Genomic DNA, 15,417 nt, shown 5'->3' with positions numbered 1-15,417 from the left:
CCTTAGTGTTACTTTAGACCCTGCTGGTCCGTTTACAACAGATGATCCAATACAACTATTAACTGCAACGCCTATCGGTGGTATGTGGAGTGGTGATGCAAATAAAATCGGAAATTTTGATCCTTCGAGAGGAGTTGGAACGTATACAGTTACATACACATACACAGATGAAGAAACAGGATGTGTTGCTGAAGGCTCTATGGAAATTATTGTTGAACCAGGTCTTGAGCCATTTGAAGATGTAAATGGATTCATAATATACCCTGTACCAACTGATGGAGATTTAAATATTAATCTTGAAAATTACATGAATGAACTTGTTCAGGTTAGAATTGTAGATGCCTCTTCTAGAGTAGTTTTTGAACAAGTATTTAATGAAAATCATTTACAAGTAGAAACCATAGATTTAAGTTATTTATCAAGTGGCATTTATCATTTATTATTTGATTCCATGGGTTACCGAAGTGATGTAACGTTCACTGTGAACAAATAAAACGGCTAGATAAAAATGTAATTTGAACAATCACTTTTTATTTAATGCGTTATTCATTTACTTTTGTTTTTATATGAACTCATATACTTAATGAATTATACGCGTCAGCAGAAAGTTTCAAAAAGAGCATTGGGTGGTTATATTATCATAACCATTTTAGTGCTCTTCGTTTTAGGTCCTCGATTTGGAATAACAAAAATAGGCACCTATGGATTACTTCCTTTACTTAGTGTTATCGGACTATCTTTAAGTATTAAAAAAGGTCAATATTTAACAAGAAAACATGAGTTTTACTGTTTGATATTTTTGTTTTTTTTATCTCTTACAGGTCTTTTTTATTATGAAGACCTTCCTGAGATGATAGCAAATATGACTCGTTTGCTTGGAGCCATTCTAGGAGCATATTGTGCCTTAAGTTTATCGCAGGCAAAGAACAACTTCCAAGTTCCATTTCACGTAGCTTATGTTCTATTAATTGCTGGTCTTTTTATAGTTATGGTTACGAATGGAAATTTTGTTCTAGGTATAGGTTTGAGCAGTTCAAAATTATTAAGAGATGTATTTATGTTAAACGCAAATTCATACTCCTATTACTCATTTTTTGCGAATATTTCTCTCTTCATCCTCTTTCTGCAGTATAAAAACTTAATTACCAAAATTGCCTTAGGATTATTTCCAATTTTATTCATTTTAATATCATTTGCCACTCAATCAAGATCTGGACTACTTTTTATTGTATTATCTAATTTGGTTTTTTGGTTATTCATTTTTAAGACCAATAATAAAAATCCGTTCAAAAAATTAGCTACATCCTTTATTACGCTGGTTGCTATAGTTTTTGCAATTTATCAATTTACCATTTTGCTACTTCAATCCGATTTTAGTAAAAGATTAAGTGTAAAAGAAGATAGTAGTCAAGAAAGAACTAACATCATGATTGAAGGTATAAATTACTTTCTTGAATATCCTTTTACAGGAGTTGGCATTGGGCAGTATCCTATTTATAGTAAGTATGGCCTTTTTACACATAATTCGTTTATTGAAGCTTTTGCAGAGCAGGGATTCATAGCAGGAATCTTGGTGTTAATTATATTCATAAGACCACTTATAATCTCATTTAGTTTATTTAAAAAGCATAGACAAAACCCGGAAGTAAAAGTTCAATTTTTATTTTTTATAGTTTTTGCTCTTTTTAATAATTTTTATGTTTTTTATAAGTTTTCATTTGCAATGATATTTCATTTTATAATGATTGGCTATCAACAACAGACTCTAAGAAATCTTCAAATTAAAGACGAAACCTAACCAAATGAAAAATAAAAAACGGTCTATAGGCTTTCTACTTGGTGCAGCATCTAATGAAGGCGGAATTGCGCGAGTAACCTCCATTATAGCGGAGCAACTACAAAATCTGTCAAACTATGAAATTCATATCATTAGTTACGTAAATACTAATAATGAAGGTTATGGATGGAGTTCTGACCTTACCTTTCACTCGCTTTTTAAAGAAAGAAAGCCTTTAAAAAAACGCATTGTTAATGGAGCGTATAAGTTGAATAGAATAATTAAACATAATCAAATTGATGTTTTAGTCAGTTGTGGTGCTTTATTTGGTCCTTTGGGACTTTTAGGAACGCTTTTTAGTAATACTAAACATGTTTATTGGGATCATTCGAACTTTTTTCAAGATACTGATCATAATTTTGAACGCCAAGGAAAAAGAATTACAGCAAAGTTTGCAGATGTCGTCGTTCCGCTAACTAAGACAGATAAGGTAAATTACGAGAAATTTTCGAAAGCTAAAACAGTTACACAAATATACAATCCGGTTGATGCGAACTTGTTCAATCAAGAGATAGTATATAGAAGCTCATCCAAAAAAATAATTAGCGTTGGACGCTTAGGTAAACAAAAGAATTTTTTAGGTCTTGTGGATGTAGCTAAAATTGTACTTAGCGAAAGACCCGAATGGGAATGGCACATATTCGGAAAGGGAGAACAAGAGGAAAAAATTCAAGAAAAGATTAATAAATTCAATCTTAATGAAAAACTTTTTTTAAAAGGACATCATTCAAATCTCTATGAAGCCTATAATGAATACTCTTTACTTGTAATGACATCTAAGTATGAAGGATTTCCTATGAGCTTATTGGAAGGAATGGCTAAATGTCTTCCTTTAGTTAGTTATGACATTTCTACTGGGCCCAATGAAATAATTAAAGAAGAGGAAAATGGTTATCTTATTGATTTTGAAAATAAAGAGGAAATGGCTAATCGAATTATTTCATTATTAGACGACACGTCTACTAGAATTAAGATGTCTGAAAATCAAAAATCGATAGTCAATAATTTCAAACTAGAACAAATAGTTGGGCAATGGGATTCTTTGTTTAGTAATTTAATTGGTTAAATATCACTAAAGGAATTAAACGCCTGCGAGGAGATATCAAATAACTTTTCAAGTTTAGTTTTCAAGCAGACATTGTCCATATCTACTACAAGAGATTCATCACTATTTATATATTTTGAATGTACCATAATTTCATAGTTCTTTTCTGATGAAAAAACCACACCTTTCATATTATCTATATCTCCAAAATAATTTGTTGTTTTTATCCCTTTAAGCCTGTTTCTTAAATTATAAATTCGTCTGTAATACTTTTTAACAAAACTATTTTCTTCCCCTGTATTTCGGGTTATTCTTATTTTTTCTATGTCAAATTCTTCTGCTATTAAAGTAACAATAGTTCCTATGGCCCACTCTGTATGTACATGATGATGACTATCTATATGTGTTGGTTTTTGGCCAAAAGCTTTTATAAATTTTAATAATTGAGCTTTTAACTCATTATAAACCATTTCTTGACTTATTTTACCCAGGACAAACAACGAAGATTTTCTAGCATTACCATTAAATCCATTGATATCTGCAAAAGTATTGTTGTTTTTTATAGCTTCGGTTAAAGGCATTCCTTCCGTCAAATTAAAATGGATTCCGATTGTATTAATATCAATTAACCCTTTATGAACATAGTTAATTGCATCTTCAAATCCTTCATTAAAATTAACCAAGGTAGTTGTACTACTAATTAAATTTTGTTGGTAAGAATTATAAATTGCCTTATTCACAGAAGATGAATAACCAAAATCATCACTATTAATTATTATCATAATCTTAACTACCTATTTATATACCTGTAACGAAGAATATTCCCGATTATTAAACGTTAAACTAAAAATAAAAGATAACACTGTCATTTTTTTAATTATCAAATAATATTCTGAATGCGTACAACCGTGCATTACATTACAAATATTGCTCCTTTATATAGAAAAAACCTTTGGAATAGGTTACTCCACAATAAAGATATTGACATTAAATTCTTTTTTGGAAAGGGCAAAAGTGGAATCAAAGAAATAGATACTACTGATGAAGAATACAAAAACTATCAGTCTTCTTTTTTTGAATTAAAGAATTACTGGTTTAAGAGTAAAATTTTAGTTTGGCAAAGTAAGGTGATTGCAAATAGTTTTTCTCAAAAACCTGATCTTACAATACTACTAGGTGAATTTGCTGTTCTGAGTAATTGGATTTTAGCATTAATTTACAAGGTAAGGAGAATACCGGTAGTAATTTATGGCCACGGAATGTATGGGAATGAAAAAGGGGTAAAGGCTCTTTTAAGAAAACTATATTTAAAAACTGCTGACGCTCATCTAGTTTATGAGAATCATGCGAAAAACGTAATGATCCAATATGGTTTCAATGCAAAAGATATTTATGTTTTTTATAACTCATTGGACTACGATACTCAAATAAAACAAAGAAATGAACTCTTAACTGAAACTAAGAAATCAAAGGATTTTTTTGAAGATAAAAGCAGACCAGTAGTTGTTTTTATCGGCCGATTAACAGAAGAAAAAAAATTACACTATTTGATAGAAATTTCAAAAAGACTTGAACATGACACGCCAATTAATCTCTTATTTATTGGGAAAGGACCAGTAATGGAATCTCTAAAAAATAAAGCAAAAAATGATTTAAAAGATAAAAGCTACCACTTTTATGGTGCTTGTTATGATGAATCTGAATTAGGCGAATTATTATTTAATAGCGACTTATGTATTTCACCTGGCAACGTTGGTTTGACCGCCATACATGCCTTGACCTATGGAACACCAGTTGCTACTCATTCTAATATTTTTGAACAAGGCCCTGAGGTTGAAGCGATACAAGAAGGTGATACTGGTTTTTTCTTCGAACAACATAACTTGGAGGACTTAGCCCAAAAAACAAAGGAATGGATTAATCATTCTTCCATAAACCGCGAGGCAATAAGAAAAAAATGTTTCAATATTATTGAAACAAGATATAACCCAGACAATCAACTCAAAATATTTAAAAGATTACTGGCAGAACAAATAAAACCTGAGTCATAACAAAATGAAATTGTTACAAATAAATACTGTTGTTAATTATGGGTCAACAGGCAGAATTGCCGAACAGATTGGTGATTTGGCATTAGAAAAAGGATTTAAAAGTTACATTGCTTATGGTAGAAAAAATGGAAATAGCCATTCTGAATTAATTAGAATTGGCACTAAATTTGACAATTATACGCATGTAGCGAAAACCAGAATAACCGACAAACATGGACTGGGATCAGTAGGTGCTACAAAAAAATTTATTTCAATAATTAATGAAATTGAGCCCGATATAATTCATTTACATAATATTCATGGCTATTATTTAAATTATAAACTATTATTTGAATATTTAAATGAAATTCAAATTCCCATTGTTTGGACCTTACATGATTGCTGGTCATTTACAGGGCATTGTGCATATTTTGATTTTGTAAATTGTAGTAAGTGGATTTCGGGTTGTCACTCATGCCCCCAATTAGCTGCTTATCCAAAAAGTTATGTTGATAATTCTAAAGCTAATTTCAATTTAAAATCAAAATTGTTTGCCGCTAATAAAAATTTGACTTTAGTTCCTGTTTCATTTTGGCTAAAAAATCTGCTTACTAAATCTGTTTTAAAGAATTTACAGAAGAAGGTTATACACAACGGTGTTAATCTTGAAAAATTTAAACCTTACTCCGACACAACAGACATTGATAGGAAATTTAATATAGTAAATGAGCACTTAATTTTAGGAGTTGCAAGTGTTTGGGAGCAGAGAAAGGGATTACAAGATTTTGTAAAATTAAATGACTTATTAAAAGACCGTTTTAAAATAATGCTTGTTGGTTTAGACAAAAAACAAATAAATTCTTTACCTGCAAATATTATTGGTATCGAACGCACGGAATCACAAGAGGAATTGGCTCAGATATATTCTAGAGCTGATGTTTTCTTTAACCCCACTTATGAGGATAATTTTCCAACAACAAACTTGGAAGCAATGGCTTGTGGTACACCTGTGATTACTTACGATACAGGGGGTAGTCCCGAATCAATTACTGACGAAACAGGGTTCATTATCACTAAGGGTGATCTAAGGTTAGCTTTGGAAAAAATTGAATTGCTAGTTAATAAAAACAAAATCGCTACTACTTCAAAGTGCCGTGATAATATTAGTTCTAATTACGAAATGAACAAACAGTTTGAAAAATATTTTGATCTGTACGAGAAAATTTTATCAAAAAAAGTAACTAGAAAAAAAATGGGCAAAAAGAATATAATTTAGACTTAACATTGTTTGTCATTTTTAACAATAATATACATCTATAATCGTTTATCAATTTAAACTAGAAAATCAAGACAATTTTGAAAAATAAAGTAGCATTTATTACTGGAGTTACCGGGCAAGATGGAGCATATCTAAGTGAACTTCTTTTAAAGAAAGGGTATACCGTGCACGGTCTAAAACGAAGATCTTCATTATTTAATACGGATAGAATTGACCATTTGTATCAAGATCCACATATTGAAAATAGAAATTTTGTACTGCATTATGGTGACATGACTGATAGTACTAATTTAATTAGGTTAATTCAAGAAATTCAGCCGGATGAGATTTATAATTTAGCTGCAATGTCTCACGTTCAAGTATCTTTTGAAACTCCGGAATATACAGCGAATGCCGATGGCATTGGCACACTTAGAATATTGGATGCCGTTAGACTTTTAGGTCTTGAAAAGAAAACAAGAATATATCAAGCATCTACTTCAGAATTGTATGGTAAAGTTCAAGAAGTACCGCAATCTGAGACCACTCCATTTTACCCAAGAAGCCCATATGCAGTTGCAAAAATGTATGCTTATTGGATTACTGTAAACTATAGAGAAGCATATGGCATGTATGCATGTAATGGTATATTATTTAATCACGAATCTCCAATTCGGGGAGAGACTTTTGTGACACGGAAAATCACTAGAGCAGTTTCAAGAATTGCCTTAGGTTTGCAAGATAAATTTTATCTAGGCAATTTGGATGCTCGAAGAGATTGGGGTCATGCTAAAGACTATGTTAAAATGATGTGGATGATTTTGCAAGCTGAAGAGGCTGAGGATTGGGTAATTGCGACTGGTAAAACAACTCCTGTTAGAGATTTTGTTAGGTTAGCCTTCAATGAAGTCGGAGTTGAACTAGAATTCAAAGGTGAAGGAGTTGAAGAAAAAGCATTTGTAAAAGCTTGTAATAATCCTGATTATCAAATAGAAATTGGAAAAGAAATTCTTTCAGTTGATCCTAAGTATTTTAGACCAACCGAGGTTGAGCTTTTAATTGGTGACCCAAAAAAAGCTAAAGAGAAATTAAATTGGGAAGCCACTTATGATCTACCGGCCTTAGTTAAAGATATGATGCAAGGTGATCTTAAGGTTATGCAAAAAGATCAGCATTTAAAAGATGGAGGTTTTACCACATTTAATTATTTTGAATAAGAATGCAAAAGAATAACAAGATATACATTGCTGGTCATAGAGGTATGGTTGGCTCTGCAGTTTGGCGAGCGTTTTCAAAAGCCGGATATAACAACATTATTGGTAAAACTAGCAAAGAATTAGACTTACGCAATAAATCAGAAGTTTTTGATTTTATTAAAAATGAAAAACCCTCTATTATTATTGATGCGGCTGCTCGAGTAGGAGGAATTTTAGCGAATAATGATTATCCGTATCAGTTTTTAATGGAGAATATGGAGATTCAAAACAACCTAATTAAAGCTGCTCACGAAAATAATATTACCAAATTTGTATTTCTTGGTAGTTCTTGTATTTATCCAAAATTAGCACCTCAACCCATTAAGGAATCTTATTTATTAACTTCTGATTTAGAACCGACGAATCAATGGTACGCAATTGCTAAAATATCAGGAGTTAAGTTATGTGAAGCTATAAGAAATCAATTTAATAAAGACTTTGTTAGTCTTATGCCAACGAATCTTTATGGGCCATTTGACAATTTTGATTTAAAATCGTCTCATGTTTTACCCGCTATGATTCGTAAATTTCATGAAGCAAAAGAAGATAATAATGCTCCCGTAACCTTATGGGGAAGTGGCACACCAATGAGAGAGTTTTTACACGTAGATGATATGGCTCAAGCCGTTCTATTTGCTGTTGAAAACAAATTACCCGAACACTTATATAATGTTGGTACAGGAACAGATGTAACAATAAAAGAATTGGCTTTGACAATACAAAAAGAGGTTGGTCATCAAGGTGAAATACTCTGGGATAGCACAAAACCAGATGGCACTCCTAGAAAGCTTATGGATAGTTCAAAAATGAATTCTTTGGGTTGGAATGCTAAAGTTGAGTTACATTCTGGTATTTCAACCACTTACAAATGGTTTTTAGATAACATCGGTGATTTTAAAGAAGTCAAAATTTAAAATCGATTTCAAAACCATTTGATTTAAAACTCACATAATGAAAGTTAGTATTATCACGGGTACATATAACAGTGCTGAATTTATTGAATCATGCATTCAAAGTGTCAACAATCAGGATTATTTAGACATTGAGCATATAATCATTGATGGCGTTTCAAAAGATAATACCCTAGAGTTAATAAAAAATAGTGATAGCAGGGTTGTGAAAATAGTTTCAGAACCAGATAAAGGAATTTATGATGCTATGAATAAAGGATTGAAAATGGCGACTGGTGAAATTGTAGCTATTCTAAATTCAGATGATTTTTATAATTCAAATGATGTTGTTAGTACTGTGGTAAAAAAGTTTAAAGAACATAATCTTGATTGCCTTTATGGTAATTTATATTATGTCAACCAACAAAATCCTGATATCATAGTAAGGAACTGGGCAACTGGTGAATACAACAAACAAAAAGGATTTCAATATGGTTGGCATCCCGCTCACCCGACATTTTTTGCAAAGAATCGAGTCTACAAAAAGTATGGTTATTTCAATTTGGACTTTAAAATAGCCGCTGATTTTGAGATAATGCTAAGGCTACTACAGAAAAATAATATAAATGGTTTTTATCTAGATAGCCCTATAGTAAGGATGCGATTAGGAGGAGAAAGTAATAAAAGCATTAAAAATATTATTCGTGGAAACAAAGAATGCATGAAGGCATTTAAAGTTAATGACTTAAAGGTTAGTGCGTTATATCCTATATATCGTATTTTACCCAAATTAAAACAATTTATTACCAAATAGCTTTATTTCAACGATTTATTACCTCCACATACCTTTTTAATCCTAACAGATATACTATTTATCTATATCTTTGTAGAGTTACGTAATCCTTACATGCCCTAAGTATCGTATCTATATAAACTACTACATGCGCCCCAAGAATATTGTAAACGGAACTCGTTTCCTATATCTTTCCTTGCTACTAAGTTTTTCATCATTATTTGGTCAAATATCTTATGAGAAAGTATTTACTGATGTTGATTTTGATTTACCAATAGAACTTTTAAATGCCAACGACGGAACAGATAGACTTTTTATCGTAGAACAATTAGGTAAAGTTAGAGTAATCCCAAATGACCAATCAATTGTGGGTTCCGATGTTGATGTCTTTTTAGATATTTCTTCAAAAATTAATATCAGCGTTGGACAAGAAGTTGGTCTACTAGGAATGGCCTTTCATCCAGATTATACAAGTAATGGTTATGTTTATGTTTATTATACAGACTTTATAAATGGACTGGTGAATATGAATCTTGCGAGATTCACAGTGGATTCTAATAATCCAAATCAGGTTGACCCCTCCTCTGAATTAGAACTTTTTCAGTATATCAAAAATCTTGACCAAGGAAATCATAATGGCGGTAAAATCGCATTTGGTCCTGATGGATATCTGTATGTTTCTATTGGCGATGGCGGTGGCGGTGGAGACCCAGCTGGTAATGGTCAAGATTTGAACACAGTTTTTGGAAGCATTTTACGAATAGATGTAGATCTAAACGGCGATAATCCGGTTGAATCAAATCCAGAAGAGCCCAATGGGCGATATGAAATACCTTCTGACAACCCGAGAGTAGGTTTGTCAGGTTTAGACGAGCTTTATGTTTGGGGTATCAGAAATACATGGAAATTTTCTTTTGATAATGTCAATAATATCATGTGGGGTGCCGATGTAGGACAAGGTCGTAGAGAAGAAATCAACATCATTACTAAAGGAGCTAATTATGGCTGGGGTAAATACGAAGGTCTTACAACTTATGACAATAACGTTAGTCTAATAACTTCGCCCGACACCAAGCCAATTCTTGAATATGACCATAGTGACAATGATAAATCAATCACCGGAGGATACGTGTATCGCGGACCAATAAACAATTCTTCTATTTCCAATAAATACATTTATGGTGATTATATCTCGGGAAGAGTTTGGGCATTAGATTATGATTCAACAACTGGTAATGCAACTACCGAATTCCTTTTTAGAACAAATGGACAAAAAGTTGCCAGTTTTGGTCTTGATGAAGCTCAAAATATTTATTTTTTAGATTATGGATATGATGTTCATATATATAAAATAACTGGGGATAGTTCAGGCCCTACTACAACTGCAGTTGATGGTATAGGAGATTGGTTAAAAACTGGCTTTGAAGGCACTAACGGCATCGTTCAGACTATTCATAATGATGGATCAGATAATTATTATGTTGGTGGTGATTTTAGCTCAGTTGAAAATATTTCTGCCAACAACATAGCCTACTATTCTGTTGAAAATGGCTGGAATTCATTAGGAAATGGAACAAATGGTACCGTAAATGCCATTATCTCTGATTCACAGGGTAATGTATACATTGGAGGTAGTTTTTCTGAAGTAAATGGTGTTACAGCTTCTAACATTGCTGTTTGGAACGGGAGTATCTGGTCGGCTCTTAAGGGAGGGACAAGCGGTACAGTTGCAAAATTAGGTCTAGATAGTCAGGATAATTTATTCGTTGGCGGAGTCTTCATTAACGTAGATAATAGTATAACTGCGAATAACATTGCAAAATGGGACGGAAGCAATTGGAGTAATCTTATCGATTCCAGTACCAGTACAATAGGTACAAATAATGAAATTAGGTCCATTGCTTTTGATGAAAATGACAACTTAATTGTTGGTGGTAATTTTAGCACCGCTGGTGGTAAAACAGCATTGCGAATTGCAACATGGGATGGAAATTTCTGGGGGACTTTAGGTAATGGAACAAGTGGCTTCGTTGAATCAATATATGTAACTCCAAATTATATCTATGCTGGCGGGAACTTTTCAATTGCAGGAAATATAAACGCTAATAGAATTGCTAAATGGAATAGAAATAATGAGAATTGGGAAGCTCTAGGAAATGGATTAAGTGGAAATGTAAGTGCTCTGGCATATGATGGAACTTACATTTATGCTGGGGGTAGTTTTGAAACAGCCTCAGATATTGAAGATGTAAATAAAATTATGAACAATATCGCTCGCTGGAGCAGTTCAAATGGCTGGCAGGCACTAGGTCCAAATAAAACAGTTGGAGTATCCACAGGGATAAATTCCCTTGCTTTCAACACTAATAGTTCCATTTTGTTGGCCGGAGGTAATTTCAACAATGCAGGTAATATTAGTTTTGACAATATCGCAGCATGGCAAGAATCAAATAGTTGTTCAAACGGTTTTGTTACCCCTGAAATATTAGTTAATGGTAATTTAACCAATGCTACTTCTTTAGATTTAACTGAAGGAGACATATTAAGTATTTCAATTGAACAGGATTTTGACTTTCAGATAAGACTACCAAATGGTTCTTTTAACCAAGGTATACTAAACATAAGTAGTGCAGGGGAATCAGATACTGGAACCTATAGTATAATGACAACGCAAGGTTGCACATTAAGTTTAATTATTAATGTAACGGCTCCAGAAGTATGTAATGCATTTAGTATAACACCTGAATACGACATTAATGGAGTCATAAATAGTGGTTCTAATGAATTAACTATTGAAGAAGGAGATAGTTTTGTTTTAAGAATAGTACAATCTACAGGTTTTACTATAACTAAACCCGACAATGTAGTTGTTGATGGAGAACTAAATTTCGGTGTTGTTAATACGTCTCAGGGAGGTATTTATACTTTTACAACGGAAAATGGTTGTATTGAAGATTTTAATCTTATCATAAACCCACCAGCTGGTTGTGATAAATTTAGCATAACACCTGAATATGTTATCAATGGAGAAACTTCTTCTGGACTGAATGAAATTACACTGGAGGTTGGAACATCATTTGTTTTAGGCATTAGACAATCAACAACTTTCACTACAACTTTACCTGACAATAGCATAGTTAATGGTTCCTATGATTTTGGGCTTCTTGAAATTTCAGATTCTGGTACTTATACCTTTGAAACCTTAGCCGGATGTGTTGAGGAATTTTTACTGAATGTAACAAATAGTTCAACCTGTACTGCTGAAAGTATTACACCTGAGTATTCAGTTAATGGAACAACATCAAACGGACTTAATGAGATAGAAGTAAATGAGGGAGATGAATTTATATTAGGAATTTTGCAGTCAAATACTTTCACTATAACCCTTTTAGATAGTAGTGTAGTTAGCGGTCCTTATGATTTTGGGGCCTTAACAATAGATGAGGACGGTATTTACAACATTACCACTGATGAAGGTTGTGAAGAAACTTTTACACTTAACGTTCTCCCCAGTATTACATGCACTAGCGCTAGCATTACTCCAGAATACACCATAAACGGAGCAACATCATTTGGTTTAAACCAAATAACCCTAGATGAAGGCACCACATTTGAACTTGGTATTTTACAAAACAATAACTTTGAAATAACACTACTCGATAATTCAATAATAAGTGGAGTTTATGATTTTGGAACATTAACAACCTCTGATTCGGGTAATTATCAAATTACAGACGAAAATAATTGCATCGAAAATTTTGAGTTGATTGTTTTGCCCGTAGAAACCTGTGACCAGTTCAGTATTACCCCAAAGTACCTAATCAATGAGGAAGAATTTATTGGGGAGAATGAATTAACGTTAATAGAAGGAACTGCTTTTCAGCTGGGCATTAGACAATCTAATACATTTACAATACAGTTTCCGGATAACTCCATTGAAAATGGACCTTATGATTTTGGAATTTTAAGAGTAACAAATCAAGGAACTTATACATTCACAACAGACGAAGGCTGTACTGAAGATTTTGTGTTAATCATTTTACCCGATTCTGATTTTGATGGGATAACCGATGCAGATGATTTATGCGCAAATACACCAGACGGTCAGGCTCTAGATGAAAATGGCTGTGCAGAATCTCAATTAGATGATGATAATGACGGTGTTTCCAACTTAGATGATATTTGTGATAACACTCCATTTGGAGAGTCAGTTAATTCTACTGGTTGTTCATCATCTCAATTGGATAGTGATAGTGATGGAGTGGTTGATATGAATGATATTTGCCCAAATACTCCAACAGGTGAATCCACTGATTTAAATGGGTGCTCAGAATCGCAATTGGATGACGACAATGATGGGGTTTTCAACAACACAGATTTGTGTCCTAATACTGAACCCGGAATTACGGTAGATTCCGATGGTTGTGAAATACTACCTGATGATGATAACGATGGGGTTCCAAATATTGATGATTTATGTCCAAACACTTTACCCAATTCATTAGTAGATACTGATGGTTGCGTGACTGTTTTACCAAATGACAATTTTACAATAAGTACAACAAGTACCACTTGTCGAGGTGTCTTTGACGGAGAACTTTTGATTAATTCCAATTTAGTAAATGAATATACAGCAAGTTTGACCAGTACCTCATTTGCGGTAACAAGAAACTTTAATGAATCCGTATTAATTAATGAATTACCCGCCGATACTTATGAATTATGTCTTACTGCCGAGGACCTTGAAAATTATGAGGTTTGCTTTACAGTTGTTATTGAAGCACCTCAGCCATTAAGCGTATTTAGCATAATCAATCAGGAAGAACAGTCCGTTACATTACAAATGGCTGGTAGTGAACAATTTGTGATATCATTAAACTCAAAAAGTTTTACAACTACAGCAAATGAAATTACGCTTGATTTACCAGAAAAAATCAATGAGCTTAAAGTAAGTACTGGCCAAGAATGTCAAGGTGTTTTTGAAGAAAATATTGTAATTTCTAATGATGCATGGTTATATCCAAATCCATTTAATAATTCAATTTTATTAAATACTTCTCGAATTAATGAAACTAGCATTAGTTATATAATTTACTCTATTTCAGGGAAACAGTTAATAGAAAACACAGTAGATATTGAAAATAAAAACGAAATTGAGTTACAATTTGAAAATTTACCTTCTGGGGTTTTTATTCTAAAATTGACGCTAAAAGATTCGCAACAAATATTTAAATTAGTGAAGCGATGAAGAGACTATTCCTTTTAATGGTGATTTTTTTGATTAGTTGTGGACCTGATGTAGATATCTTACAAACGATTTTAGTTCTTCCTTCAGAGGTCGAACTCATTTTTCCAGAAAATAATTCAGAATGTACGGCAGGTATTATTATTTCAGAAACAGAAAGTGAGGTGATTTTTGAATGGAGTGCTGCAGAAGTAACCGATGGTTATCGAGTATCACTCGTAAATTTAACTTCTGGTGAAGAAGTTTTCTTTGACGCTACAGAAAATTCCTTACCTATCAGATTATTAAGAGGAACACCCTATGAATGGTATGTGGCCACTTTTTTAAATAATTCAGACGAAACAATACAGAGCAATACCGAAGTGTTTTACAATGCTGGTCCTGGAATAGAATCTTTTATTCCCTTTCCTGCCACTAATGTTTCTCCAATTAATGGCGAGGTATTTGAATCTACAACGACGGCAATTACACTTCAATGGACTGCGGAAGATTTAGACAATGATATTGTTGCTTATGATGTTTATTTCAGTTCTAATAACCCTCCTGAACTGTTTGCTACTGATTTGAATACAACGTCATTATCTAATATAACGATTATGTCTGGAACCGAATATTTTTGGAAAGTGGTAACTCGCGACCAAAATGGCAATGAATCCATTTCAGATACATTTACTTTTAATGTTGCAGATTAGTTTAGAATTAATGCTACTCTACCGCAATTATGCCTTGCCACACCAAAGTAAGGATTATACTTTATCATTTATAACCAGCCAACTAGCCCCTTTAAAATCATCAACACAATGACAATATTGAACATATAAAGGATGGCCAAAATTTTTGAAAGAAAACATAAGATTAATCATTGAATCCGAAAGAAACTTAAATTCTTCTCTTTGATGCTCGATTTCATTTAGTGACTTTATACTGGCCAGTTTTTTCGTTATTTGAGCTAAGTGAGTCTCTATCGAATCAAATGAAGTAGTCAATTTGAATTTTTTTCAAATCCCTTAAAATTAAAACTGAAGATAACCTTACTTTACGGCACCTCCACTAACAAATAACT

The 15,417-nt window shown here is 32.7% G+C and carries 12 protein-coding genes; 10 read left to right on the top strand and 2 right to left on the bottom strand.

Annotation, left to right across the window (positions count from 1 at the left end; translation table 11 throughout):
• The 3 genes from RM542_RS14140 to RM542_RS14130 all read left to right on the top strand — a co-directional run.
• The coding region (locus RM542_RS14140; protein ID WP_311386399.1) for a T9SS type A sorting domain-containing protein at positions 1–493 on the top strand (493 nt) is incomplete at its 5' end.
• 90 nt (positions 494–583) lie between these two features.
• Positions 584–1,798 (top strand): O-antigen ligase family protein, encoded by a 1,215-nt coding sequence (locus RM542_RS14135; RefSeq protein WP_311386398.1) that lies wholly within the window; start codon positions 584–586, stop codon positions 1,796–1,798.
• A 4-nt stretch (positions 1,799–1,802) separates the two neighbouring features.
• On the top strand, positions 1,803–2,903 hold the full coding sequence (locus RM542_RS14130; protein ID WP_311386397.1) for a glycosyltransferase family 4 protein: 1,101 nt from the start codon (positions 1,803–1,805) through the stop codon (positions 2,901–2,903).
• Here the strand turns inward: RM542_RS14130 and RM542_RS14125 are convergent.
• Complete coding sequence (locus RM542_RS14125) at positions 2,900–3,664, bottom strand: ChbG/HpnK family deacetylase (protein WP_311386396.1); 765 nt, start codon at positions 3,662–3,664, stop codon at positions 2,900–2,902. The genes RM542_RS14130 and RM542_RS14125 overlap by 4 nt on opposite strands.
• A gap of 114 nt (positions 3,665–3,778) precedes the next feature.
• Between RM542_RS14125 and RM542_RS14120 the strand changes: the two genes are divergently transcribed.
• The 7 genes from RM542_RS14120 to RM542_RS14090 all read left to right on the top strand — a co-directional run bounded on the left by RM542_RS14120 (position 3,779) and on the right by RM542_RS14090 (position 15,046).
• Complete coding sequence (locus RM542_RS14120; RefSeq protein WP_311386395.1) at positions 3,779–4,933, top strand: glycosyltransferase; 1,155 nt, start codon at positions 3,779–3,781, stop codon at positions 4,931–4,933.
• Between the two features lie 4 nt (positions 4,934–4,937).
• Positions 4,938–6,188 carry a glycosyltransferase gene (locus tag RM542_RS14115; RefSeq protein ID WP_311386394.1) on the top strand — a complete coding sequence of 417 codons (1,251 nt, stop codon included), beginning with the start codon at positions 4,938–4,940 and terminating at the stop codon, positions 6,186–6,188.
• 80 nt (positions 6,189–6,268) lie between these two features.
• On the top strand, positions 6,269–7,387 hold the full coding sequence (gene gmd, locus RM542_RS14110; RefSeq protein ID WP_311386393.1) for a GDP-mannose 4,6-dehydratase: 1,119 nt from the start codon (positions 6,269–6,271) through the stop codon (positions 7,385–7,387).
• A 2-nt stretch (positions 7,388–7,389) separates the two neighbouring features.
• A complete protein-coding gene (locus RM542_RS14105) occupies positions 7,390–8,340 on the top strand; it encodes a GDP-L-fucose synthase (protein ID WP_311386392.1) in 951 nt (316 codons plus the stop codon).
• Between the two features lie 37 nt (positions 8,341–8,377).
• Positions 8,378–9,130 carry a glycosyltransferase family 2 protein gene (locus RM542_RS14100; protein WP_311386391.1) on the top strand — a complete coding sequence of 251 codons (753 nt, stop codon included), beginning with the start codon at positions 8,378–8,380 and terminating at the stop codon, positions 9,128–9,130.
• A gap of 127 nt (positions 9,131–9,257) precedes the next feature.
• Positions 9,258–14,357: a PQQ-dependent sugar dehydrogenase gene (locus tag RM542_RS14095; protein WP_311386390.1), complete on the top strand. Its 5,100-nt coding sequence runs from the start codon at positions 9,258–9,260 to the stop codon at positions 14,355–14,357.
• The gene (locus RM542_RS14090; RefSeq protein WP_311386389.1) at positions 14,354–15,046 is read left to right on the top strand and encodes a hypothetical protein; all 693 of its coding nucleotides are present in this window, start codon (positions 14,354–14,356) and stop codon (positions 15,044–15,046) included. The genes RM542_RS14095 and RM542_RS14090 overlap by 4 nt, the downstream gene beginning before the upstream one ends.
• 54 nt (positions 15,047–15,100) lie before the next feature.
• Here RM542_RS14090 and RM542_RS14865 read toward each other — a convergent pair whose 3' ends face one another.
• Positions 15,101–15,340: a DUF3347 domain-containing protein gene (locus RM542_RS14865; protein ID WP_409220568.1), complete on the bottom strand. Its 240-nt coding sequence runs from the start codon at positions 15,338–15,340 to the stop codon at positions 15,101–15,103.
• Positions 15,341–15,417: the final 77 nt, after the last annotated feature.

The sequence above is a fragment of the Croceitalea sp. P059 genome (genome assembly GCF_031846365.1).
In the GTDB taxonomy this organism is placed as follows: domain Bacteria; phylum Bacteroidota; class Bacteroidia; order Flavobacteriales; family Flavobacteriaceae; genus Croceitalea; species Croceitalea vernalis.
This window is presented reverse-complemented; position numbering and strand designations above follow the sequence as displayed.

Bases quoted from the DNA above. Each gene is read 5' to 3' on its own strand.
- RM542_RS14135 (WP_311386398.1), top strand. From the start codon at position 584: ATGAATTATACGCGTCAGCAGAAAGTTTCAAAAAGAGCATTGGGTGGT.
- RM542_RS14130 (WP_311386397.1), top strand. From the start codon at position 1,803: ATGAAAAATAAAAAACGGTCTATAGGCTTTCTACTTGGTGCAGCATCT.
- RM542_RS14125 (WP_311386396.1), bottom strand. From the start codon at position 3,664: ATGATAATAATTAATAGTGATGATTTTGGTTATTCATCTTCTGTGAAT.
- RM542_RS14120 (WP_311386395.1), top strand. From the start codon at position 3,779: ATGCGTACAACCGTGCATTACATTACAAATATTGCTCCTTTATATAGA.
- RM542_RS14115 (WP_311386394.1), top strand. From the start codon at position 4,938: ATGAAATTGTTACAAATAAATACTGTTGTTAATTATGGGTCAACAGGC.
- RM542_RS14105 (WP_311386392.1), top strand. From the start codon at position 7,390: ATGCAAAAGAATAACAAGATATACATTGCTGGTCATAGAGGTATGGTT.
- RM542_RS14100 (WP_311386391.1), top strand. From the start codon at position 8,378: ATGAAAGTTAGTATTATCACGGGTACATATAACAGTGCTGAATTTATT.
- RM542_RS14095 (WP_311386390.1), top strand. From the start codon at position 9,258: ATGCGCCCCAAGAATATTGTAAACGGAACTCGTTTCCTATATCTTTCC.
- RM542_RS14090 (WP_311386389.1), top strand. From the start codon at position 14,354: ATGAAGAGACTATTCCTTTTAATGGTGATTTTTTTGATTAGTTGTGGA.